The organism is Pontibacter fetidus (assembly GCF_010119545.1).
GTDB classification, from domain to species: domain Bacteria; phylum Bacteroidota; class Bacteroidia; order Cytophagales; family Hymenobacteraceae; genus Pontibacter; species Pontibacter fetidus.
Window position 1 is genome coordinate 143,474 of record NZ_JAAEAA010000001.1, and the last position, 22,316, is coordinate 165,789.

At 44.3% G+C, this 22,316-nt stretch carries 21 protein-coding genes and 2 tRNA genes; 6 read left to right on the forward strand and 17 right to left on the reverse strand.

Annotated elements, in window-relative coordinates; translation table 11 throughout:
* Positions 1 to 41: 41 nt before the first annotated feature.
* Entirely contained in the window at positions 42 to 1,106 is a 1,065-nt protein-coding gene (locus GWO68_RS00615; RefSeq protein WP_162344459.1) for an oxidoreductase, read from the reverse strand.
* Between the two features lie 236 nt (positions 1,107 to 1,342).
* Here GWO68_RS00615 and GWO68_RS00620 point away from each other — a divergent pair, with 236 nt between their 5' ends.
* Positions 1,343 to 1,819, forward strand: a complete 477-nt coding sequence (locus GWO68_RS00620; protein WP_162344460.1) for a hypothetical protein — start codon at positions 1,343 to 1,345, stop codon at positions 1,817 to 1,819.
* 58 nt (positions 1,820 to 1,877) lie between these two features.
* Here GWO68_RS00620 and GWO68_RS00625 read toward each other — a convergent pair whose 3' ends face one another.
* From GWO68_RS00625 to GWO68_RS00650, 6 genes are all read right to left on the reverse strand, one after another.
* Positions 1,878 to 2,138 carry a TFIIB-type zinc ribbon-containing protein gene (locus GWO68_RS00625; RefSeq protein WP_162344461.1) on the reverse strand — a complete coding sequence of 87 codons (261 nt, stop codon included), beginning with the start codon at positions 2,136 to 2,138 and terminating at the stop codon, positions 1,878 to 1,880.
* A 369-nt stretch (positions 2,139 to 2,507) separates the two neighbouring features.
* Positions 2,508 to 3,638 (reverse strand): tetratricopeptide repeat protein, encoded by a 1,131-nt coding sequence (locus tag GWO68_RS00630; RefSeq protein WP_162344462.1) that lies wholly within the window; start codon positions 3,636 to 3,638, stop codon positions 2,508 to 2,510.
* A gap of 73 nt (positions 3,639 to 3,711) precedes the next feature.
* On the reverse strand, positions 3,712 to 6,261 hold the full coding sequence (gyrA, locus tag GWO68_RS00635; protein ID WP_162344463.1) for a DNA gyrase subunit A: 2,550 nt from the start codon (positions 6,259 to 6,261) through the stop codon (positions 3,712 to 3,714).
* Between the two features lie 78 nt (positions 6,262 to 6,339).
* Positions 6,340 to 6,582, reverse strand: coding sequence for a hypothetical protein (locus tag GWO68_RS00640; RefSeq protein WP_162344464.1), 243 nt, complete (start codon positions 6,580 to 6,582; stop codon positions 6,340 to 6,342).
* Positions 6,583 to 6,716: 134 nt separating this feature from the next.
* A complete protein-coding gene (locus tag GWO68_RS00645; protein ID WP_162344465.1) occupies positions 6,717 to 7,487 on the reverse strand; it encodes an SDR family oxidoreductase in 771 nt (256 codons plus the stop codon).
* Between the two features lie 182 nt (positions 7,488 to 7,669).
* Positions 7,670 to 8,683 (reverse strand): metal-dependent hydrolase, encoded by a 1,014-nt coding sequence (locus GWO68_RS00650; RefSeq protein WP_162344466.1) that lies wholly within the window; start codon positions 8,681 to 8,683, stop codon positions 7,670 to 7,672.
* A gap of 103 nt (positions 8,684 to 8,786) precedes the next feature.
* Here GWO68_RS00650 and GWO68_RS00655 point away from each other — a divergent pair, with 103 nt between their 5' ends.
* A complete protein-coding gene (locus tag GWO68_RS00655; protein ID WP_162344467.1) occupies positions 8,787 to 9,824 on the forward strand; it encodes an ion channel in 1,038 nt (345 codons plus the stop codon).
* On the opposite strand, the gene GWO68_RS00660 is transcribed toward GWO68_RS00655, so the two are convergent.
* The 5 genes from GWO68_RS00660 to GWO68_RS00680 all read right to left on the reverse strand — a co-directional run bounded on the left by GWO68_RS00660 (position 9,817) and on the right by GWO68_RS00680 (position 14,177).
* Positions 9,817 to 10,983 carry a hypothetical protein gene (locus GWO68_RS00660; protein WP_162344468.1) on the reverse strand — a complete coding sequence of 389 codons (1,167 nt, stop codon included), beginning with the start codon at positions 10,981 to 10,983 and terminating at the stop codon, positions 9,817 to 9,819. The two genes, GWO68_RS00655 and GWO68_RS00660, sit on opposite strands and share 8 nt — an antisense overlap.
* A 126-nt stretch (positions 10,984 to 11,109) precedes the next feature.
* Positions 11,110 to 11,182: transfer RNA gene (locus tag GWO68_RS00665), tRNA-Thr, on the reverse strand.
* 58 nt (positions 11,183 to 11,240) lie between these two features.
* Positions 11,241 to 11,313: transfer RNA gene (locus tag GWO68_RS00670), tRNA-Thr, on the reverse strand.
* A gap of 125 nt (positions 11,314 to 11,438) precedes the next feature.
* Positions 11,439 to 13,571: a DUF349 domain-containing protein gene (locus GWO68_RS00675; RefSeq protein WP_162344469.1), complete on the reverse strand. Its 2,133-nt coding sequence runs from the start codon at positions 13,569 to 13,571 to the stop codon at positions 11,439 to 11,441.
* A gap of 30 nt (positions 13,572 to 13,601) precedes the next feature.
* Entirely contained in the window at positions 13,602 to 14,177 is a 576-nt protein-coding gene (locus GWO68_RS00680; RefSeq protein ID WP_317164472.1) for a YqgE/AlgH family protein, read from the reverse strand.
* Positions 14,178 to 14,401: 224 nt separating this feature from the next.
* Between GWO68_RS00680 and pdxH the strand changes: the two genes are divergently transcribed.
* The 4 genes from pdxH to GWO68_RS00700 all read left to right on the forward strand — a co-directional run bounded on the left by pdxH (position 14,402) and on the right by GWO68_RS00700 (position 18,268).
* The gene (gene pdxH / locus GWO68_RS00685) at positions 14,402 to 15,052 is read left to right on the forward strand and encodes a pyridoxamine 5'-phosphate oxidase (RefSeq protein ID WP_162344470.1); all 651 of its coding nucleotides are present in this window, start codon (positions 14,402 to 14,404) and stop codon (positions 15,050 to 15,052) included.
* A gap of 51 nt (positions 15,053 to 15,103) precedes the next feature.
* Complete coding sequence (locus tag GWO68_RS00690; protein ID WP_162344471.1) at positions 15,104 to 16,402, forward strand: DUF1015 domain-containing protein; 1,299 nt, start codon at positions 15,104 to 15,106, stop codon at positions 16,400 to 16,402.
* On the forward strand, positions 16,368 to 16,949 hold the full coding sequence (locus tag GWO68_RS00695; RefSeq protein WP_162344472.1) for a Maf family nucleotide pyrophosphatase: 582 nt from the start codon (positions 16,368 to 16,370) through the stop codon (positions 16,947 to 16,949). The genes GWO68_RS00690 and GWO68_RS00695 overlap by 35 nt, the downstream gene beginning before the upstream one ends.
* A 134-nt stretch (positions 16,950 to 17,083) precedes the next feature.
* Positions 17,084 to 18,268 (forward strand): class I SAM-dependent rRNA methyltransferase, encoded by a 1,185-nt coding sequence (locus GWO68_RS00700; protein WP_162344473.1) that lies wholly within the window; start codon positions 17,084 to 17,086, stop codon positions 18,266 to 18,268.
* A 215-nt stretch (positions 18,269 to 18,483) separates the two neighbouring features.
* Here the strand turns inward: GWO68_RS00700 and GWO68_RS00705 are convergent, their stop codons facing one another.
* From GWO68_RS00705 to GWO68_RS00725, 5 genes are all read right to left on the reverse strand, one after another.
* On the reverse strand, positions 18,484 to 19,881 hold the full coding sequence (locus GWO68_RS00705; RefSeq protein WP_162344474.1) for a methyltransferase RsmF C-terminal domain-like protein: 1,398 nt from the start codon (positions 19,879 to 19,881) through the stop codon (positions 18,484 to 18,486).
* Between the two features lie 162 nt (positions 19,882 to 20,043).
* The gene (locus tag GWO68_RS00710) at positions 20,044 to 20,436 is read right to left on the reverse strand and encodes a (deoxy)nucleoside triphosphate pyrophosphohydrolase (RefSeq protein ID WP_162344475.1); all 393 of its coding nucleotides are present in this window, start codon (positions 20,434 to 20,436) and stop codon (positions 20,044 to 20,046) included.
* 25 nt (positions 20,437 to 20,461) lie between these two features.
* Positions 20,462 to 21,100: a hypothetical protein gene (locus GWO68_RS00715; protein WP_202923620.1), complete on the reverse strand. Its 639-nt coding sequence runs from the start codon at positions 21,098 to 21,100 to the stop codon at positions 20,462 to 20,464.
* Positions 21,101 to 21,332: 232 nt separating this feature from the next.
* Positions 21,333 to 21,770, reverse strand: coding sequence for a VOC family protein (locus GWO68_RS00720; RefSeq protein ID WP_162344476.1), 438 nt, complete (start codon positions 21,768 to 21,770; stop codon positions 21,333 to 21,335).
* Positions 21,771 to 21,889: 119 nt separating this feature from the next.
* On the reverse strand, positions 21,890 to 22,243 hold the full coding sequence (locus GWO68_RS00725) for a DUF6970 domain-containing protein (RefSeq protein WP_162344477.1): 354 nt from the start codon (positions 22,241 to 22,243) through the stop codon (positions 21,890 to 21,892).
* Positions 22,244 to 22,316 lie beyond the last annotated feature (73 nt).

Here is a 22,316-nt window from a genome sequence, read left to right on the forward strand (position 1 = left end):
CGCCTGTATAGTTAATACTTTACAGGCGTTTTTTGATTAGGTTAGCTATAGCTTATACGGCGCTTTTCGTGATTGCTTTGTATGGCCAGTTCTATTACTTTAATGGTATTGCGGGCATGTTCCGGTCTAACTTCCAACTCCTGGGTGCCAACTATAGCCTGGTATACATTCTGGTACAGCTCGCTATAGTTTCCGGGTTCGCTTCTATATTTTCCGATGTAAGGTTTGTCGTCTATTTCTGTATGCAGGGTTCCCCAGAGTGCTTCCGGTTCTGTGCCCCAGTTTTGGTCGGCTGCAGTAGGGAAGGAGCCAGCCTTTAATGCGACTTCCTGTACATCCATGCCATACTTAATAAACGTGCCTTTATCGCCGTGAATTATAAAATGCGGCCCTGTTTCGCGTACCAGCATACCAGCTTTCAGAATAGCTTTTAACGTAGGGTAATGCAGCTGCACTTCAAAGTAATCCGGAATAAGTGAGTCTTTGCGTTGTTTTCTGATATCGGCATAAACTTCCTGCGGTTCCCCAAACAACACCAAAGCCTGATCGATGAGGTGTGCGCCAAGGTCATATAAGATGCCGGCGCCGGGTAAATTTTCTTCTTTCCAGGTAGCTAGTTTAATCTCATTCCTGAACCTATCGAAATGAGCTTCATACTCCACCACATTCCCTAACAGCTGTTCTGCCAAAACTTTTTTTACTGTTTTAAAATCGCTGTCCCAACGGCGGTTCTGGTAAACTGTTAATAGCTTATTTTTTTGTTTGGCTATGGCTATAAGCTCATCGGCTTCGGCAGTGGTGATGGTAAACGGTTTATCTACCAGCACATTTTTACCAGCCAGTAAGGCAGCTTTCGCTAAACTATAATGCGTCGGATTAGCAGTCGCGATAACTACAAGGTCAAGTAGCGCATCACTAAAAATGTCCTGCTCATCAGTAACTATAGTAGCATCTGGGTAACGCTGTTTTGCCAATGCTATACTTTCAGGCCGGTTTGCTTTAATTTTTGAGAGCTTCAGACTGGGTACATTTGAGATAAATGGAGCATGAAACAACCTGCCAGCCATGCCGAAACCTATTAAACCAACATGTATAGTTACTTCCATAGTTACAAAGTGCTAAAAGGGGAGAGGGTACTTACTAAAAAGGTATAAACTATAGGTATTATCTAAATGCAATTAGTTCATAGTTAAACACTTAATAACTGAAAATAAATTTAAATAAATATATATTTTAATGAATATATTCAATTTTATATATTTGCAGCCATTAGCCGGTTATGGAGCATCTGGTTTGCTGGATAACAGGCTTCAAATGCTAAAACAAATTTAATACTTAATACATGAAAAAAGTTTTATTCTTAGCCGCAGTAGCAGCTGCATTTACTACAAGTTGCACAAGTGTAAACAGAACAATGCGTGAGCCTAACACACACGTTGAGCTTGTTAAATCTGATTTTACATATTCTGACCAGGTTTCAGCAGAAGCTAGTTCTACTAAAATTTTGGGTATCGATTTTGAGAGAATTCTGAAAGCTGAAGGTGGTTCTACACAAGGAGGCGGTAACGTTAATATTGCATCAATTCCGGTAATTGGTAACATGGTAGCAGACCGTACAGCAAATTATGCCTTATATAACCTGATGGTTGCTAATCCTGGTTATGATGTGGTATTTTACCCACAGTACGAAACGAAAGTTGTAAAGCCAATACTGGGCATCGGTTTGTTAACTAAAATTACTAAAGTTAAAACTACAGCCAGATTAGCCAGAATAAACGCTAATGGTTCTTCTGTTTCAACTGCTAAAGCGCAGAAATAAGCTGTAATTTAAACTATAAAAAAACCTCTGCCTTATGAAGCAGAGGTTTTTTTATGTACTAAAAATCAAACAGATCACTTAAAAAAGATTCTTTCTTTTTATGCGGATGCTTGTTCTCGCGGCCATACTTGTCGTAACCATAGCGCTTATAATCCGACTCGTAATTTTCCTTTTTAGAATAGTGATCACCGGAACGTTCGATGATCTTTTCCAGTTCGCCACGATCTAACCAGATACCACGGCATTTCGGGCAATAATCAATTTCAACTCCGTTTTTATCGCTCATCAGAAGCGTTTCGTTACAGGCTGGGCATTTCATAAATCTATAGCTTTGGTATAGTTTAAATATAATCAAACGCTACTAACAAACTATAACCATCCGACACAAGCATTGCCAGCCACGACAAACAGTAAAGCAACGTTGTGTAAACAATTCAAATTCAATTTATAGAATAGCTTTATGCTACAGCGTTAATGTATTAAGCTATTTAATAACCAAATCGTATGTTAGTTTCCGAAACTATAGATTCTTTTAAAATAAGCTGCTATTTAACATAAAGTATATTATCAGTGACACTTATTTACAAAGTATAAATCAGTCTTATAATTTATATTATGTTAAGTAGTGTTTGAGGCATATAAAAAGGGAAGCCTTTTGAGCCTCCCTCTTTATGTGGTTAACTAAAAATTACTTTAGTCTTTTGCTTATTCTGTCCGCATCAGCCTTACGACCTAAGCGTGTATAAACTGATAACAGGTTTTTAAGTGCAGCCTGGTCTTCTGGCTGTATCTCAATTGCTTTCTCGAAATATGGTACTGATGCCTGGAAATATTTGTTAGCCTCTGCTTCTACAGCCTTACCTTTTTTCTGGTATGTGGCGTAGTCCATTTTCTCGGCTTTTTTGGCAACGTTTACGCCTTTGTTAAACTCAAGTACTGCCAGGTTATAATAAGCATCAAAGTTTTTAGGATCTACTTCAATTGCTTTCTGGTAGCTCTTATACGCACCGTCCAAGTTACCTTTTTTCTCCTGCAGGTTACCTAATACGGCATAAAGGCTCGCATTTTTAGGGTCTTTTTCGATTGCTTTTTCTAATTTAGAAAGCGCTTCGTCTGCACGGTTGTTCTTCAGGTAATAACGCAGTTCTTCCTGCATCATGTATACGCTGTTCGGATGTGCTTTCAGGCCTTCTGCCAGTGCAGCCATTACCTGCTCATCAGATGCTTCTGACTCCTGCAGTAACTGCACTTTTGTTTTATATACATCTTCGCCAGCCTGACCAGTTTTAATCAAAGTATCAAAGAAACCTAACGCTTTTTTATAGTCTTTAGCGTTAATAGCGGCATAAGCACCATACTTCAGCGCAGTAGTATCGCCTGGCTTTACTTTAAGCGCCAGCTCATAGTTCTCTATTGCTTTGTCCCACACCTGGTTGTTGTGGTTCTCTACTGCCTGGTTTAAAACTACCCCATACAGCTGCTCCATACGTGCCGGCACCTGCTTGCCATACTGGCCATCTTTACCATCCAGCTCAATCGTCTTGTTATAAGATTCGATAACTATAGTTGGCGTTTTTTCAGTAGCAAGTTTACCATAGATCGGATGACCGATAATATCCTGGTAAATAGTACCACGCGTAAACCACGTCTTAGCTTTATCTTTTGTTTTTTCGTGCGAAATGGCTTTGTCAATCTCTGTCTGTGCTTTATCCAGTGTACCATTTTTCTGGTTAAGAATGGCACTGTTCACAGCCGAATTCTGAGCGCTTGCCACAGAAATGGTAGCGGCAGCCAGGGCAGTTAAGAGTACTTTTTTCATGCGTGTTTATGAAAGGTTTGTAATAGTTATTTAACGTTAATTGAAAGCAAATAAATTCCTGACCTGCAGAGGTTTATGATTCCTCTGTTGTTTCAGGATCTACCATTACGTCTGGTTGTAAAGTTTCCTCAGGCGTCAATTCCGATTGCTCCAGTACAGCTTCTTCCAGTTCTTCTTCCGGACTCATCTCCACTTTAGCAACCGACGATATCTGGTCACCTTCGTTCAGCTTTATCAGGCGCACACCCTGCGTAGCACGGCCAATTGTACGAATTTCCGAAACATTCAGCCTGATCGTGATGCCAGAACGGTTTATGATCATCAGGTCGTCTGTATCGATCACCCCTTTGATGGCTACCAGTTTGCCTGTCTTTTCAGTTACATTCAGGGTTTTTACACCTTTACCGCCGCGGTTGGTAATACGATACTCATCCAGTATAGAGCGCTTGCCATAACCGTTCTCAGATACAACCAGCAGTTCGGTCTCGTTGCTTTCTACACAAACCATACCAACAACTTTATCTTCTGGTCCGGCAAGTGTTACGGCTCTTACGCCGGCAGCATTACGACCCATCGGGCGAACCTGTGTTTCGTTAAAGCGTATCGCTCTCCCCGACTCCAGTGCAATAATTATTTCGCTGTTACCGGTTGTTAGCTGCACGTCCAGCAGTCGGTCGCCTTCGTTTATAGTTATGGCGTTTATACCGTTAGTTCTTGGGCGTGAGTAAGACTCCAGTATCGTTTTCTTGATCGTACCTTTCTCGGTAATAAATACCAGGTTATGGTTCAGAATGTAGTCCTGGTTTTTCAGATCGTGGATGTTGATGACCGCACGAACTTTATCTTCTTTTTCGATCTGGATAATGTTCTGGATGGCACGTCCTTTGGTCGTCTTCCCTCCTTCCGGAATCTCGTATACTTTAAGCCAGAATACTTTACCAAACTCTGTAAAGAACAACATATAGTTGTGCGTACTCGCCACAAACAGGTGCTCAGTAAAATCAGTCTCTTTAGATGCAGCAACACCTCTTGAACCAACCCCACCACGGCTCTGGCTACGGTATTCGCTTAGTGACGTACGCTTGATATACCCTTCATGCGAAATGGTGATCACCATGTTCTCTTCCGGTATCATGTCTTCGTAAGAGATATCGCCTGTGCTGGCTTCAATACTGGTGCGTCGCACATCGCCGTAACGTTCCTTAATTTCAGCCAGTTCGTCTTTGATGATCTGCATACGCAGTCCCTCGTCATTCAGAATAGACGTCAGGTAATCAATCAGTTTCATGATTTCCTGATACTCTGCCTGAATTTTATCACGCTCCAGGCCGGTAAGGCGCTGTAAACGCATATCCAATATAGCACGGGCCTGAATTTCAGAAAGCGCAAAACGCTCCATTAAACCATTTCGTGCAATCTCAGGGTCGCGCGACGAACGGATCAGGTTAATTACTTCGTCCAGGTTATCCAGCGCTATCAGCAAGCCTTCCAGGATGTGGGCACGTTTCTTCGCTTCATCCAGTTCGTACTGCGTTCTGCGGATAACTACCTCGTGGCGGTGCTCAACAAAGTGATGGATCAGGTCCTTCAGGTTCAGCGTCATTGGGCGGCCTTTAACCAGGGCCACATTATTAACACCAAACGAAGATTGCAGGGCTGTATACTTGTACAGGTTGTTCAGTACAACATTCGGGATGGCATCACGCTTCAGGTCATACACAATGCGCAAACCATCGCGGTCAGACTCGTCACGCAGATCCGAAATGCCTTCAATTTTCTTTTCGTTGATAAGGGCAGCTGTTTTCTCGATCAGCGTAGCTTTATTTACCATGTAAGGGATTTCCGTTACAATGATCTGCTCCTTACCGGTTGAGGTTGTCTCAAATGTTGCGCGGGCACGCATTAACACGCGGCCACGGCCTGTTTCGAATGCCGATTTAACCCCATCGTACCCGTAAATGATACCACCGGTCGGGAAGTCTGGTGCCGTAATGTAATGCATCAGCTCTGCAATGGTAATCTCGCGGTTATCGATGTAGGCTATAATGCCGTTTATAACTTCGGTGAGGTTATGCGGTGCCATGTTAGTGGCCATACCTACTGCAATACCAGATGTTCCGTTTACCAGCAGGTTCGGGAATTTGGCTGGCATAACGCTCGGCTCTTTCAGCGAGTCATCGAAGTTAGGTACAAAGTCTACTGTATTTTTGTCCAGGTCGTTCAGCAACTCATCGGCGATACGCTTTAAACGGGCTTCGGTGTAACGCATGGCAGCCGGCGAGTCACCGTCTATCGAGCCATAGTTACCCTGGCCATCTACCAGCGGGTAGCGCAACGACCATTCCTGGGCCATACGCACCATAGTGTCGTATACCGAAGAGTCGCCGTGTGGGTGGTACTTACCCAGTACCTCTCCTACTATCCTGGCTGATTTTTTATATGGTTTGTTATACGATACCCCCAGTTCAGACATACCATAAAGCACGCGGCGGTGCACCGGCTTTAATCCGTCCCGAACATCAGGTAAGGCTCTCGAAATGATAACAGACATTGAGTAATCGATGTATGCGCCACGCATTTCGTCCTCAATGTTTATTGGTATTATTCTTTCGCCTTCAGTCATGTTTCGAAGTATAAATAATTTGTTTGATAAATGTAATAGCAGGCAATTTAACTAAAAATAGCCATTGCTCTATATAGTTTAGTTCTTATTTTGGCTTTTATCCTTCTCATTCCGCTTCTGTTTTTCTTTGTTAATTTTTACCTTCTCCCCATACTTCATATTTTGTTTTTTCCATATGGGCACGCCTCTGTAAATGCCTTCGCCATGCGGGTGCACCATGCGCACGTTGCATTGCATAATAGGACAGGCAGGCCTGCAGGATGAAACTGATAAAGCGATTAGGGAAATAAAGAAGAGAATCAGGGTTCGGTTTATAGCCATTTGTCGGGGTTTTAGAGAGCAACGAGTTTTATGATTACTCCCATATCCTAAACATACAAATTTACACTTTTTTGTGCAGAAAAACCACTATTTACAAGCATACTTTTACGCGTTTTATAGCTAAAAATAAACATTTACTGCGGATGAAAACCATTGATCGTAAATCCGCCATCTACGGCTATAGTTTGCCCGGTAATGTATGCGGCAGCAGGCATGCACAGAAACGAAACAGCACCAGCCACATCTTCCGGTTTACCAATTTTTTTTAAAGGAGTACGGTTGATCACATTGTTGTAAAATTCTTCGTTTTGCAGCACCGTCTGAGCCAGCGGTGTACTGATGTACCAGGGTGCAACCGCATTTACCCTGATGTTATCCGGTGCCCATTCGGCGGCCAGGTTTCTGGTAAGCTGTGTGAGAGCTGCTTTGGTCATGCCATACACACTGCCAGTGCGCACATGCGTAAGCCCGGCCACCGAAGTAACATGAATGATATTGCCCTGGGCTGATTTGCTTAAAAGCGGATACATAGAACGGTTTAGCTCAAAAGCAGATCGAAGATTCGTATTCATGATGAAATCATACTCGTCGGAAGTATAGGCAGCGGTAGGCTTGCGAATGTTTGTTCCTACGTTGTTTACCAGTATGTCCAGCGCTCCCCAGTTGGTATTCACCCAATTCAGTAACTGCTCACGGCCTTCGGAGGTACTCATGTCAGCCACAAGCGTATGTAGGTTACCTGTAGCGTTGTTCTGCAGTTTTTCCAGGTCCTCACGATTTCTGGCTACTGCCAGCACGTCAGCTCCAAGTTCTAAAAATTCTTTTACGGTTGCTTCTCCAATGCCTTTTGAGCCACCAGTAACTATAGCTTTACGGCCTGTTAAAGCCCATCTGTTATTATTCATCTTATACTTATTTTATTGTGTCTGATTTAAAGAATTAATTACCTAACAGTATAGTGTAAAGATACCCAGCTTTTGTATTTAAACCTTTTATACCAACTAAATACTATAGTTCTGATTAACCATTCTATACTTTGATAAATTCTTCTAAAGAAAAGAGCAGGTTATTGGCCTGCTCTTTTCTTTTAAATTCCTTTAATACGTTCCCAATAGTCCTGGAAGTAACCTTTATCTAACTTAGGCCGGTTGTTTATTTCTTTAAAACTTAATGTGCCGTCGGGGTTTCTCCAGACGTGGTAGACAAACACATACCCGCCGCCTTCTTTTCTCCAGTCATCAAACTTGCCGAAGCGAAGGTCATTGATATAAATTCCTTTTGCAGCAGGCTTAACCGTAAAGTACCCTTTTGTGATTTCGAGTAAACGGCTTAGTTTTTCGTCTCCTAGGTAAGGTGCAAGCAGGTGTGTATTCTGAGGCTCAAAACTATAGTTTACTGTATCATCTTTGTCAAGAAGCGAATAGAACCCGTGATAAAATCCATTGTTAGCTTCTATAGTAACAGACCAGAAAATAGTATTGAGCGGAGTAGGCTTACTGATATAGGAACTATAGTTTATACCTTGCCGTGTAAGGTTATGCTCAAATACCTTGTTGGCAGCCGCCTTAGCCCCAAATGAAAAAAGCAGATATGCCGTGCTAATGGCCAGGCCAGTATAGTTTAGCAACCGGCGTGCAGGATTTGATTTTGGATAAAAAGCAGCAGCAAGTACCAAACCCAGAAAAGGCAATGTATAAAGCGGATCAATAACAAAAATGTTGTAAAACGCGACGCCATAGTTACTGAATGGCCAGAAAAGCTGTGTGCCCCAGGTAGTACAGCTATCGAGCAAAGCGTGTGTTACAAAGCCCCAGAAAAACAGCCAGCCCCACTCCTGCCAGGTAGCTTCATTATTTTTAAATAGCTTTTTCAGCAACAAACCCAGCAACGGCGAAACAACTATAGCAAACAGAAAGGAATGCGTAACTGAACGGTGAAAACTCAACTCACCTACCATATCCAGCAGCGGGCTGGCCAGTACATCCAGGTCCGGAATGGTGCCGGCTATACCGCCCCATAAAAGTGCTTTGTTCCCTAACTTTTTACCAAGTATAGCTTCGCCAACCGAGGCTCCTAATACAATTTGTGTAAGTGAATCCATAAGTATACGAACAGCATAGCCAAACTATAGCAATGCGCTGAACAACCTGCTGTTACAAGTAAAGGTATAATGTCAGATGCAAAACTCCACACTTAAAAATTAGATGCAAAATATTCTGCTTGCTGCCAGTGGAATTGGTTTGATTTTACTGACCATTTACGACCTGATTTACACGACACTATCGGCGCGTGGCGCTGGCCCTGTAAGTAATATCTTAAGCAAAGGGATCTGGAATGTTTTTAAAAAAATAAGTAAGTTTTTTCGGTCGCAGGTGCTGCTAACCTGGGTGGGTATTATCATAATTATTGCCACTGTTGGTAGTTGGGTATTGATGCTTTGGGCAGGCAATGCGCTAATTTTTATTTCGGACCCAAGGGCAGTAGTAAAAAGTGAAACAAACCAACCAGCCGATAATTTTGAACGCATTTACTACACTGGCTATTCGCTATCTACGATGGGGAACGGCGATTTTATTGGTGGCTCTGATTTATGGAAAATATACGCTTCCGTGATCTCTTTCTCCGGGCTGATATTTATAACGATAGCTATAACGTATATGGTACCTGTGCTGGAGGCAGTTACTAAGCGCCGTTCATTAAGCATCCGGATTGCATCGATAGGCTATAGTGTGCAGTCCATTTTGATCAGTAACTGGAATGGAAATGATTTTAAGATGCTAAACACCCAGTTTAAAGGCTTAGAGGATCAATTGGTGCATCAGGGCCAGATGCACCTTGCCTATCCTGTGCTGTTCTATTACCACCATGTCCGGAAAGAAAACAGCCTGCTTTTAAATGTGGTGATGCTTGATGAATTACTCAGCACACTGTACCTATACGTTGATGAAGACAAACGCCCTGACAAGGAATTTATGCTGCCTTTACGGAAGGCCTTAACCAGCTATATCGAAACGATAGGGTCTACCTTTGTAGAGGTAAGTGAAGCTCCCGCGCCTCCCCTCGATGTATCTGAATTACATAAAGCTGGTATACCCCTAAAGCAACCATCCGGTAACGAAGTAGCGCAAATAGCCTACCGGCGATGTAATCTAAAAACGATCATAGATAAAACCGGTTGGGAATGGGAAGACCTGACGCGAAGGGCCTTTGACCCAAAACTAGACCTGCCAGGCCTTATTTAATTACCGGCATCCGCTTAAATTCTTTTGTTCTGTCAAAGAGGTAGCGGAAAGTAGCGTGTGTTTTGTAAATGCGGCCTCCGATCTGCTCTACCAAGTGCATCATTTTTGGGTTAAAATCGCCTATCCAGTTCATTTGCAGGTCCACATAAGGTATGCTTGGGTTGTTCTGAATCAGCTTTCCTGCTTCCACAATCATGGCAGCTTCTACACCTTTGCTCTGGTGCTCCGGGGTTATACCAAACACAATGCCGTACATAGTTGATCCTGCGCCTCTCCAGCGGTGGTATACTAGTTTAAGCTTACCCCACAAATCCATTTTCCCGTTTACATACTTAAACAATTTGTTCAGCTCTGGTATGGCAATAAAGAAACCGACAGGTGCATCGTTATAGTAAGCAAACCACATAATGCGCTCATCAATAACCGGCTTTAATGATTTCATGACGGCTCCAGCCTGTGCTTCGGTCATTGGTTTTACGCCTTCGTGTTTTGCCCACCCTTTGTTATAAACCGTTCTGAAGTCTTCAGTATACTTTGGCAGGTTTGACTTTACCATATGCTCAAAACGGTAGGCAGGGTCAGCTAAAATACGCTTTGCTTTCTCATAATACTTCTCCGGAAGCTCATCATCTACCTTGCGGTAATAGGTATACTGTTTAAAGTATAAACCAAACCCATAGTTCTCAAGCAGGCGCTGATAATACGGATAGTTATAGTGCATGCCATAGTTTGGCGGGTAAAAGCCATCTATCAGCAGGCCCCACCATTTATCGCGGTCTCCCAGGTTTATAGGGCCATCCATGGCTTCCATGCCACGCTCCTGCAACCAGTTTTTGCACGCATCAAGCAACATATTGGCAGCTTCCTGGTTATCAATGCAATCAAAAAACCCCATGCCACCGGTTGGCTGGTCACCGCCCTTAGAGGTTTTAGGGTTTATGAAGGCAGCCACGCGGCCGATCAGTTTACCTTTGTCGTCTTTCAGTATCCAGCGTATAGCCTCTCCGTCCTTAAGTAATTTATTTTTCTTCGGATCAAACACGTTGAGTACGTCCTTATCCAAAGGTCGGATATAGTTCGGGTCTTTTTTGTAGAGGTTTAGCTGAACCTGCAGAAAATCTTTTTCAAGTTCCGGGGTGTTTACTTCTATAAGTTGCATATAGCGCGATACCGTTGAGATCAGAAGTCAAAATAAAGGATTAAACCTGACATATCATAGAACGGGAATTGGACAGGTTTAGAAACAAAAAAGCCTTCAGAAGTTTCTGAAGGCTTTCGGGGTATGAGCCCCCAGTCGGAATCGAACCAACGACCTACTGATTACAAGTCAGTTGCTCTACCAGCTGAGCTATGGAGGCTTGTACTTATGTTTGAATTAAAAAGCACATGTAGTACAAACATGTGCTTTTTGAGGTGAGCCCCCAGTCGGAATCGAACCAACGACCTACTGATTACAAGTCAGTTGCTCTACCAGCTGAGCTATGGAGGCTTACTCTGGTGTGCCTTAGTGTTCTAAAGCGTTGCAAAGGTATGTTCTATTTTGAAATCTGCAAATACCTACTGCAACTTTTTTTATAGGTTTAGCCTAATGTTTTGAATGTCAGGTATAAAAAATTAGCCTCTGAAAGCCTTTAGCTGACGGTTTAGCTGATCTATACGATGCTGGGCATCTGCAATGCGGCCTTCATACTCTTCACGCAGCTTGTCGGCATTTTTTGAACGGGCAAAAAACTCGATGTTGGTTCGTAGCGTTTGTATATCGTTTTGCAGTTGCGTAATCTCACGGCGTATGCCCTGCTCTTTATGCTGCAGCTTTTGTGCTGCATCAGGGCTGCTCTTCAGGCGCTCTACCTGCAGTTTCACAACCATTTCAGCACGCTCTTCAGGGCTAAGGCCAGGTACACGTTCCAGGTAACTTTCCATCAGGGCAATAAACTTCTCCTCTACTTTGGGGCTGCTACGCTGGTTGTTCTGGTCAAGGGCACGCCACTGGCTAACAAACTGTTCATACTCTTCCAGCGAGGCTGGTTCTGTAGGCTGTGATATCTTTTCAGAAATCCTGTCCGTCAGCTCCATCTTTTCAGAAGACAGCTTTTCAAGTTCGGCAGTGCGGCTTTGTTCCTGTGCCTGTTTTTTGTCAAAAAACTCGTTGCAGGCACTTCTGAAACGCTGCCAGATTTTATCGGAATACTTATCCGGCACACGGCCTATCGTTTTCCATTTCTTCTGCAGCTGTATCAGTTTTTCTTTGGTCGCGTTCCAGTCGGTGCTATCTTTCAGGCTTTCGGCTTGTTCGCATAGCTCAGTTTTAAGTCGCAGGTTCTGCATTTTCTGCTCATCAAGCCCTTTAAAAAACTGGTTCTTGTGCTGGAAGAAAGCTTTATAGTTACCCCAAAAATTCTTGTTTATATCCTCTGCATATTCTTTCGGTACCAATCCGGCGGCATCCCACTCTTCTTTTAACTTCTGTATCTCATCGGTCTTGTCGCGCCACTCGTTTATGCGGTCTGTAGTAAAGCCCTGGTAAGCCTGCAGGCGCTCCAGCAAGCCACGCTTCTTCTCCAGGTTCTGCATTTCATGTACTTTGCGGTCTTCCTGGTAAGCTTTGCGGCGGGTATGTACTTTTTCAGACGCCTGAATAAACTTCTCCCAGATCGGGTCTCGCTGGTCGTTTGGTACAGGGCCAATATTTTTCCACTCCTCGTGCAGGTGGCGTAACTCTTCCAACGCTTTGTTGATAGACTGCTCGTTCTCTAAAGCCTCTGCGCGTTCTATCAACTGCAGCTTGGCATCGAGGTTACGTTTGCGGTCCAGTTCTTTCAGTTCGTAAAAGATGCTGCGGTTGTTATAAAAGATATCGAGCAGGGCGTGGTAAGAATCCCATAGTTGCTGGGTTGCGCCAGCTGGAACGGGGCCTATACTTTTCCATTCGGCCTGTATGCGTTTTAATTCATCGCTGCTGCTTTTGGTCTCCGAAGACTCTACCAGTTCGCGCAGGCGGGCCAGTAATTCCTGCTTGCGCTCCAGGTTTTTCTGACGTTGCTCTTCGGTTTGCTGGCGTTCCTGGTGGCGGCTGTCGCGGTAGGTGGTCAGCAGTTTTTCTAAGTCCTGGTGCTCGGGTGTAGTATGGTAATCAAAATCTTCGTCAGTACCACCCTCCTGCTTAAAACGGTCAAGCGCTTCAGCTTTCTCCGCCTGGAAACGCAGGTCGTAATAGCGTTGCAGCTCGTTTATAGTTTTATGTTTTTTGCGAAGGTCGCCGCCTTTCAGAGTAGTGGTCAGCAGGGTTCTTAGTTCATTTATCGATAGCTGGCTATAGTCTGTATGGTCGTCTTCTTCCAGTTCATCCTCATCATGCTCTGCAGGGCTAACTGCCTTAGGGTGTGCATCTGCTACAGGCAGTTGAGGTGTGATTTCGGTGGCCTGGTTTTCCGGAGCTATAGTTGTGGCTGTGACAGCAACATCGGTAACATTGGTATTAGCTTCTGTAAATGCAGTTGTGATTTCTTCAGTAGCTACTGCCTCTTCCTGTGTCTTCAGTTCAGGATTTACTTCCGGCTGCTCTTCTTTCGGAACCTCGTTCTCGGAGGCCTCTGGGTTTTGCTCAACCGCATTGGCCTCAGCAGGAATGTTTTCAGCAATAGGTTGCGGCGATTCAGGTTGCTTCTGTTCATCAGCTGCATTTTGATTCTCAGGTTTGTTAACCTCAGCTCCGGTAGTGTCCAGATCCTTATTTTCTGTAGTCATGATTACGGATAAGTTTACGACGTAATAACATTAGTTCAGGCGAGGGTCTGCCGGATAATTCGACAAAACCTTATACTTGCCCCCCATCTGGCGCAGGATGCTTCGCCAGAGAGTATCTGCCTCTAAATTAAACAATTTATTCACAGCATTGTTATTTACTATCCAAACATTTTTATCGATCTCTTCCTGCAATTGTCCCGGCGTCCAGCCAGAGTAGCCTAAAAAGAAACGAATATCGGCAGAAGTAACTATACCTGAGCCGATCATGGTGCGCAGCATTTCAAAATCGCCACCCCAGTACAGGTCCTCGCCTAGTTTTACAGCCTGCGGTAAATTGGACAACCGGTGTATGTAATGCAGGGTGTTGTATTGCACCGGACCGCCAATGCCCAGCGTTACATCAAAGGTATCGTTGTAAATATCCACCACATCCGAGAGCTTGAGGTTGGATAAACGGTTAAGTACAAGCCCAAACGTACCTTCTGCTTCGTTATGGTTGCACAACAGCACCACCGAGCGGTCAAAATTAGGATCGCCAAGGTAGGGTTCTGAGATAAGTATACTGCCACTCTGAGGCTTTGTCAACCTTGCTTCTTCCATCATCATTAAGTCTGTTTAGGTATTTTTGTTGTACTCTTTTTACCCTGTTTAGAGTTACATAATGCGCCTTTATTTATAACGCAAAGTATGCTTTGTAGTAATAGGTAATGCACTACGGGTATTTGTAGCTTTAGGTATAGTAACCGTGTCAAAAGCCTTAACTATAGCTTTACAACTAAATTGGTACTACAGCGGATATTTTTATAATTTTGGCAAAACCGATGTAGCTTATGTCTTTGTTACCAAATATAGCGGCTATCCGCAAAAATTACGCTATGGAATCGCTCACGGAAGCATCTGTAGCCAACGACCCAATAACCCAGTTTAAGGCCTGGATGGAAGAAACAATTGCTGCCGAAGCCAATGAGCCTACTGCTATGGTGCTTTCTACGGCAAATAAGTCCGGAAGGCCATCTGCACGCGTAGTTTTGCTGAAAGATGTAACCACTAATGGGTTTGTTTTTTTTACCAACTATAGCAGCCGCAAAGGGCACGACCTGCAGGAAAATCCGTTTGCATCGCTCACATTTTTCTGGCCGGAACTGGAGCGCCAGGTGCGCGTAGAAGGTAAGATAGAAAAAGTATCTGCCGAGGTTTCCGATGCCTATTTCCACAGCAGGCCAGTAGGCAGCCAGATCGGGGCCTGGGCATCGCCGCAAAGCCAACAAATAGAAAGCCGCGAAGAACTTGAAAAAGCAGATGCAGCCTATACTTCTAAATTTGCAGCCTTACCAGAAATACCAAGACCTGAGCACTGGGGCGGATTTATTTTGGCACCTGACCATGTAGAGTTCTGGCAGGGCCGCCCAAACCGCTTGCACGACCGCATTGTGTATGAGTTGCAGGAAAACAACTGGCACCTTAAACGTTTGGCGCCGTAATGCGTTAGGCAACTTTGAGTAACAAAAATCTATACTTCCTTACCCCATAACATGGCCGAGATATTACCCTTAAAAGCCTGGCGCTATAGTCATTTCCTGGACCATAAAATTGAGGCACTCACGTCTCCGCTGTTTGATGTGGTATCGGCAAAGCAGCGCGAAGCCTTATACCAGAATCCGTATAACAGCATCCATTTATCCGTGCCGCGTGGCACACAGCCCGCCAACGAAGCCGCTGAACTGCTACAGCAATGGAAAGAAAAAGGGATAATCGCCCAGGATCCGCTGCCGGGCATTTATGTGTACTACCAGTATTTTAAGCTGCCCGGCGAGCAAAAGGAATATTGTCGCAAAGGATTTATCTGCCATATAAAAGCCTACGACTGGAGCGAACGCGTGCTGCTCCGCCATGAAAATACGATACCAAGCGCTGTAAACGACCGCATTGACCTGCTCGCTAAAACAGAACTGAACAGCAGTGCCACCCATGGCTTGTATACTGATCCGGAGTTTATACTGGAACAGTATATGGATGAAAGTATAAAATCTCCGATCTACGAAACAGAAGATTACCAGGGCGTACGCGATGTGCTGGCTGTGATACACGACCATGACGTGATGCAGCAGTTTATGGATGTGCTGAGCGAAAAACAGGTACTGCTGGCAGATGGGCATCACCGTTACGAAGGCTCGCTGGAATACCGCAAACGCATGACAGCACAGAACCCCTCGCATACCGGTTATGAGGCCTACAATTACCACCTCATGTACCTGACCAATACGGAAGCCGATGATTTGCGTATTTTGCCGACGCACCGTGTGCTTCAGCAGATAGATATATCGGATGAGGAATTTCTGAAACGCCTGGAAGCCTACTTCACCATAACTCCGAAAGAAGACCCGGTGGAACTGAATGAGGTTATAGTTGGAAAGCAATGGGCCTTTGGTTTATACTTGTCTGGCAACGCTTATAAACTACGCCTGAAGCCGGAAGTACACCACCTGATAGATTGGGATGTGCCACAGGAAGTAAAAGACCTGGACCTGACTGTGATGCACTATTTTATTTTCCAGCGCGTATTAGGTATAGACCCCGAATTACAGCGTAACTATAGCCGCCTGAGCTACGAGCGTAATTTTACAGCTTGTATCCGGCAGGTAGATACCGGTGCTTCGCGCCTTGCCCTTATTACCAACGATGTCAGCATGGATCAAGTAAAACGCGTATGTTACAGTGGTGCCATTATGCCGCAAAAATCAACGTTCTTTTACCCAAAGGTTATCTGCGGATTTTTATTTAGCTCGATCAAAGAAGATGAATTTATCACGGCCCCTGCTGCTTGCCTCTAACTCGCCTCGCCGGAAGGAATTGCTCACCGGACTGGGCCTGAAGTTTGATGTGCATGTAAAAGACGTTGAAGAAGATTTTCCTTCTGAACTGAAACGCGAAGAGATCGCCGAATTTTTAGCATCGCACAAAGCAGATCAGTATTTTGAAGACCTGGCGGACCATATTTTGCTGACGGCTGATACCATTGTTTGTCTTGGCGATAAAGTACTTAACAAACCCAGCAATTACCAGGAAGCTTATGAGATGCTCCGCGCACTTTCCGGCACCAGCCACGAGGTAATTACAGGCGTTTGTATCCTTACCCGTGATATCAAAGACATTTTTCACGACATTACTAAAGTACACTTTAAGCAGCTTAGCCACGAAGAGATAGACTATTACATTAACACCTATAAACCTTACGACAAGGCTGGCGCTTACGGCATACAGGAATGGATCGGTAAAATAGGCATCGAGCGGATTGAAGGTTCTTACTTTAATGTAGTTGGCCTGCCTGTTCAGAAGTTATACCAGCAACTGGTAAGTCTCGGTTTCCTGAAAATGTAATTTCCATAGTTTATAGTTTAACTGCCCTGACTATTCCGGTCTTATATACTTATAGAACTGAATTGCCTACCTTTGCTGTTTGCTTATACTTGAGCTAGTATGGGCAAGTAGCAATCATCAATTAACAATCAGAAATGTCTTTTATTAAATTATACCTGGCTCCGGGCAAGGAGAACTCACTTAAACGTTTACATCCCTGGGTATTTTCGGGGGCTATTCGCAAGGCAGATGGTGAGCCGGAAGAAGGCGAAATTGTGGAGGTTTACTCCAGTAAGCGCGAGTTTCTGGGGATGGGCCATTATGCGCTGGGTTCTATTGCCGTTCGTATCTTTTCGTTTGAGCAGGTAGAACCAGACTATAGTTTCTGGAAGAGCAAAGTGCAGCAGGCCTACGATTACCGCAACCGATTAGGCTTAATTGATAACCCTGAAACAAATGTTTACCGCCTGATCTATGCCGAAGGCGATGGCGTGCCGGGCCTTATCGTGGACATGTATAAAGATACCGCCGTAGTGCAGACACACTCGCTGGGCATGTATAATGTGCGCGAATTTGTAACTAAAGCTTTGCAGGAAATTTATGGCACTAAGCTGCGTGCGGTGTACGATAAAAGTGCTGAGTCACTGCCACAGAAGTCTGTACCGGGTGCTGTTAATGGTTACCTGTTTGGTGAATCGGAAGGTGGCGTAGTAGTAACTGAAAATGGCAATAAGTTCTTTATAGACTGGGAAACCGGGCAAAAGACTGGCTTCTTTATAGATCAGCGCGAGAACCGCGAGCTGCTTGCCCGTTATTCTAAAGGCAAATCAGTACTGAACACATTCTGCTATACAGGTGGTTTCTCGGTGTATGCTTTAAATGCCGGCGCCGAACTGGTGCACTCTGTGGATGTATCTAAAAAGGCAATTGAGCTGACTATAAAAAACGGGGAGTTGAGCAGCGCGCCTGAGCGCCACGAAGCCTATGCCGTGGATACGTTTGATTTCTTAAAAGGCAAGGAAGACTTGTATGATTTGATCGTGCTGGACCCTCCTGCTTTTGCCAAGAGCCAGAAGGTGCGCCACAATGCCGTGATGGGCTACAAGCGCCTGAATGCCGAGGCCATGAAAAAGATTAAGCCGGGCGGTATACTTTTCACGTTCTCATGCTCGCAGGTAGTAGATAAATACCTGTTTAACAACACGGTAATGGCAGCGGCTATTGAGGCCGGTCGTAATATAAAAGTAATGCACCATCTCTCCCAGCCCGCGGACCACCCCATCTCCATCTTTCACCCGGAAGGTGAGTATTTGAAAGGGCTTGTGCTGTTTGTAGAGTAAGTTATAGTTATAAAGCTACTATAGTTAGAAAGTTTGGAAGTTAGAAGGTTAAAAAGTTAACCTTGCTATAATTAAAAAGCCGGTGCAAACTATAGTTGCATCGGCTTTCTTCTTTATTGTCATTTCGAACAGCGTGAGAAATCTATTATGAATTTTGAATAGATCTCTCCTTTCGTCGAGATGACAACTGTGTTCTAGTTAAATCAAACTATGGTTTACTCCAATACAGACTTTTCTGGCAACTCATTTGGCAGGTCCATCCGGATGCGCCACTCTTTTGGGTAGTAATTATTGATGCGGTTGCCGATCTGTTTTGCCCAGCCCAACGGAAAGCCTTTATATTGTAGCAGCACCCAGTCCGAACCGTTTGTGCCCAGGTTGATGTCTTCTTTGCGCAAATAACGGATTGCCTGTTCCAGGTCCAGGTCAAAGGTGTTGAATTCTGCTTTGTTAAGGTATTGCGATAAAGCCAGTGGTTGAAGTGGTTTTACTTTTTTACCTGCTACTTCTGCTACCTGCGTGCCACCATACACCACATATAGTTTCTGGTATACTTCGTCGGCTGCCTCAAACAGGTCTTGGGGTATGGTAAAGATGGTTTCGTTGTGCTGTATCCAGGCAAAGTCTTCCGGATTTAGTACCCAGTTTTGTACCAGCGCTTTCTCTTTTTTGCCGGCTTCCTGTAATTTATACTTCTTTTTTTTGCCTGTGCTATAGCTCTCTTCTTCTGCCTGTCCGGCTTTACGCATCACAGCTAAAAAGAAGCCTTCGCCCTGCACGGCATGCGGGTAAAAACGATAACCTTCCACGCCCAACATTTCAGAACGCACAATCCCCCATCCGGTATCAAAATTGAGTTTTATACTTTCGGCATTTTCCTGCTCGGCAAGCCAGGCCATGTTCTCTTCGTTCTCGGCTTCGTTCCAGGTACAGGTACTATAAATTAAAATGCCCCCCGGTTTCAGGGCTTGCCATACTTCAGATAATATTCGTTGCTGGCGTCTGGCGCAAAGAACCACATTCTCCTCCGACCACTCTTCCACTGCCTGCGGGTCTTTCCGAAACATACCTTCGCCACTGCATGGCGCATCCACTACCATCACATCAAAGAACTCCGGTAGCCTTCCAAAATCGCGCGGATCGTTGTTAGTTACCAGTACATTTCCCGTACCCCATTTGGCTATGTTTTCGGCAAGTATAGATGCCCGGTTTTTTATCACTTCATTTGAGACCAGTAAACTATCTTTAGAGATCAGGCTGGCCAGGTGTGTTGATTTACCGCCAGGTGCGCCGCACAGGTCTAATACATGCAGCGGCTGATCCAAATCTATAGTTTGTTTTAGCGCCTGCTCCACAAACATGGAACTTGCTTCCTGCACATAATATGCGCCGGCGTGCAACAGTGGGTCTAAGGTAAAGGATGGCCGCTCTGCCAGGTAATAGCCCGTATCAGTCCAGGGCACTTTTGAGAGGTTTAGGTCTGCGGTATACTTTTGTTTGTTAACCCGGATACTGACAGGTGGCGTTTGTTGCAAAGCCTGCTGAAAGTCTGGGAAATCAGCGCCTAAAATTCGCTGCATACGGGTTTCAAAAGTTTCCGGGAGTTGTGCCATACTGCAAAGATAGGGCTAAATCAGGGAAGTTGCTTGGGTTGAGCATTACCCCTTCCCAGCCTTCCCCTAAAAACAGGGGAAGGAGTCCCACTATCAAAATGATTAGCTTTAATTTTTATATTACCCCATCCTGTTTTTAGGAGGGGGCAGGGGGAGGTAAATTTATACCTGACGTTTCAAGCGAATATATTCTTCTACGATTGGTACATCGGCGGGGCACCAACTATAGTTAAGCAACTCATCTATAGTTGCCCAACTATAGGCCATGTGCTCAGCCAAACTTATTTCACCGGATTGCAATTCGCAGGTATACGGAATCAATTCTATAGTTTTAGAACTATAGCTATGAACGACTGGGGTGAGCCGTTGGTGGGGAACTATAAGCAGGTTCAGTTCTTCCTCTATTTCACGTATCAACGCATCAGTCTCCGACTCACCGGCGTTTATTTTACCACCCGGAAACTCCCATAATAGTGGTTGTGCCATGCTGGAGCTGCGCTGTGTTAGCAGCACATTGCCGTTATGTTCTATAATGGCGCAAACTACTTTTACCATAAAGTATCCAGGTGGTATTTGTAAGTTATTTACGTTTAGGCAGTACGCCGCTTATCGTTATACCAAAGGAATTAGCCGAGTACGTAAAGTTATCCTTGTCGGTATAGTCCATGATGGTATATGAAATGCCGATGCCGCTATACGCGATCTCGAAAATAGCGCCGGTGCTGGCATCATACGTTGCATTACCAGAATTACCATTCATATCTTTAAGACCATCTGTGTTTAATTTTACAGCCTGGTGTTTTACAATGCCTGCTCCAAATCTCAGCTTTTCGGTAGCCATCCAGTTTGCTGTAAAGTGCAGGGGCACGCGGGTTAACCGGATATGGACATTGTCGGCGGCAGTGGTTACGTATTTATAGCCAACTGTTGCACGCAAACGCAGTTGCTCCAGTTTCCGGAACTGAAACTCGGCACCTACCGCAATAGCTACGCCCTGCCCTGCTCTTATCGACTGCTCATCGCCATTGGTAAACGTAACGGTACCTACCTCATCGCCGCCAAACTCAAAGGCACCGCCCAGTAAGAAGCGCACCGGTTTATAGTTGTCTGCTACATTTTCTACAACAGGTGGCGCTGTTTTAGTAGAATCGGCAACCTGCGCATTTGCCGTGTAAAAGCTGCCAAGGCCAAGCAGGCTCAGGAGTAATTTTTTTTTCATAAAAGGTTGAATTTGTGATTGGAAAGTGGCGGAAAATTAGAGAATATTTTGATTCCTGAATGGTAGTAGCCCCGAAAATAAATAGCCGTTATAACATCAGTCCTTAACTATAACACAAAAGCTTAAATTGATATAGTTTATAGTTGCAAGGTGCTGCGTTTAGGTATAGTTTCGGAAGTATTTATAGTTTAACTATAGCTTTCTAATTTTTGTATCTGCTGTACAAGCCGGTTTATTTCAGAGCAGCATCTACCGGCTCCCATAGTTCTATCTTGTTGCCTTCAGCATCCAGGATATGCACAAATTTACCGTAGTCATAGGTCGTGATCTCGTCGAGTACAGTTACCCCATTTTCTGTGAGTTTGCTAACCAATCCTTCTATGTTCTGAACACGGTAATTGATCATGAAATCTTTCTGGGACGGAGAGAAATAGGCATCCCCGGTTTTAAATGCGCTCCACTGCAGGTAGTTAATTTCTTCGGGCCGGTCAGCGTTTCGGGAAGCAAAGGTTGAGCCCCACTGATCCACATCAAATCCAAGGTTTTGGGCATACCATTCCCGTGTTTGCTCCGGGTTGTCTGAAAAAAAGAAGATGCCGCCAATGCCTGTCACTTTCGGAATTGTGCTATCAGCAGTAGCGTTATCTCTTTCGTTTTGTGGATCTTCCATAAAGTTGGTCGTTTGAGTTACCTAAGTAAGGTGTAAAATTAGAAGCATGATGTACTTTTGATCTTAACGTACCTACTATAGTGCGTTTATGTGCTATAGAAGTTATTGTGTGTGGTGATTTATGGCTTAATTCCAACTATACCTATATACTTTGTCTTTTTAAAAAACTCATTGCATTCCTTTTCATTCCCGGTTTCGCACAAGGTGTTGCCATTACAGTCAGTAGGGTTAATTGCCACATCAGAACAATGGCTATCTAACACATAATATTGCTTGTTTTGGTACTCATACAAACTCAAAAAGAACTTACAGCCTACTTCTTCACCTTTATAGCTGACCATCTCATTTTGTTCCAAGTATGACTCCATACAATCATCAATACATGTAACTTCTTCTTTTTTACCACAGCCGAAGCTAATAAGTAAAAGGAAGGTCGAAATAGTGGGCAAGCTTATTTTAGAGTTAATATGCATTTTAAAGTATAGTTCTAATTTCGTTGCACACTACTAGTGTATAATAGTATCCAAGTCCTTTTACTACACTATA

Excerpts from the sequence above, each read along its gene's own strand:
- GWO68_RS00615 (WP_162344459.1), bottom strand. The coding sequence starts at position 1,106 with ATGGAAGTAACTATACATGTTGGTTTAATAGGTTTCGGCATGGCTGGC.
- GWO68_RS00620 (WP_162344460.1), top strand. The coding sequence starts at position 1,343 with ATGAAAAAAGTTTTATTCTTAGCCGCAGTAGCAGCTGCATTTACTACA.
- GWO68_RS00625 (WP_162344461.1), bottom strand. The coding sequence starts at position 2,138 with ATGAAATGCCCAGCCTGTAACGAAACGCTTCTGATGAGCGATAAAAAC.
- GWO68_RS00630 (WP_162344462.1), bottom strand. The coding sequence starts at position 3,638 with ATGAAAAAAGTACTCTTAACTGCCCTGGCTGCCGCTACCATTTCTGTG.
- gyrA (WP_162344463.1), bottom strand. The coding sequence starts at position 6,261 with ATGACTGAAGGCGAAAGAATAATACCAATAAACATTGAGGACGAAATG.
- GWO68_RS00640 (WP_162344464.1), bottom strand. The coding sequence starts at position 6,582 with ATGGCTATAAACCGAACCCTGATTCTCTTCTTTATTTCCCTAATCGCT.
- GWO68_RS00645 (WP_162344465.1), bottom strand. The coding sequence starts at position 7,487 with ATGAATAATAACAGATGGGCTTTAACAGGCCGTAAAGCTATAGTTACT.
- GWO68_RS00650 (WP_162344466.1), bottom strand. The coding sequence starts at position 8,683 with ATGGATTCACTTACACAAATTGTATTAGGAGCCTCGGTTGGCGAAGCT.
- GWO68_RS00655 (WP_162344467.1), top strand. The coding sequence starts at position 8,787 with ATGCAAAATATTCTGCTTGCTGCCAGTGGAATTGGTTTGATTTTACTG.
- GWO68_RS00660 (WP_162344468.1), bottom strand. The coding sequence starts at position 10,983 with ATGCAACTTATAGAAGTAAACACCCCGGAACTTGAAAAAGATTTTCTG.
- GWO68_RS00675 (WP_162344469.1), bottom strand. The coding sequence starts at position 13,571 with ATGACTACAGAAAATAAGGATCTGGACACTACCGGAGCTGAGGTTAAC.
- GWO68_RS00680 (WP_317164472.1), bottom strand. The coding sequence starts at position 14,177 with ATGATGATGGAAGAAGCAAGGTTGACAAAGCCTCAGAGTGGCAGTATA.
- pdxH (WP_162344470.1), top strand. The coding sequence starts at position 14,402 with ATGTCTTTGTTACCAAATATAGCGGCTATCCGCAAAAATTACGCTATG.
- GWO68_RS00690 (WP_162344471.1), top strand. The coding sequence starts at position 15,104 with ATGGCCGAGATATTACCCTTAAAAGCCTGGCGCTATAGTCATTTCCTG.
- GWO68_RS00695 (WP_162344472.1), top strand. The coding sequence starts at position 16,368 with ATGAATTTATCACGGCCCCTGCTGCTTGCCTCTAACTCGCCTCGCCGG.
- GWO68_RS00700 (WP_162344473.1), top strand. The coding sequence starts at position 17,084 with ATGTCTTTTATTAAATTATACCTGGCTCCGGGCAAGGAGAACTCACTT.
- GWO68_RS00705 (WP_162344474.1), bottom strand. The coding sequence starts at position 19,881 with ATGGCACAACTCCCGGAAACTTTTGAAACCCGTATGCAGCGAATTTTA.
- GWO68_RS00710 (WP_162344475.1), bottom strand. The coding sequence starts at position 20,436 with ATGGTAAAAGTAGTTTGCGCCATTATAGAACATAACGGCAATGTGCTG.
- GWO68_RS00715 (WP_202923620.1), bottom strand. The coding sequence starts at position 21,100 with ATGAAAAAAAAATTACTCCTGAGCCTGCTTGGCCTTGGCAGCTTTTAC.
- GWO68_RS00720 (WP_162344476.1), bottom strand. The coding sequence starts at position 21,770 with ATGGAAGATCCACAAAACGAAAGAGATAACGCTACTGCTGATAGCACA.
- GWO68_RS00725 (WP_162344477.1), bottom strand. The coding sequence starts at position 22,243 with ATGCATATTAACTCTAAAATAAGCTTGCCCACTATTTCGACCTTCCTT.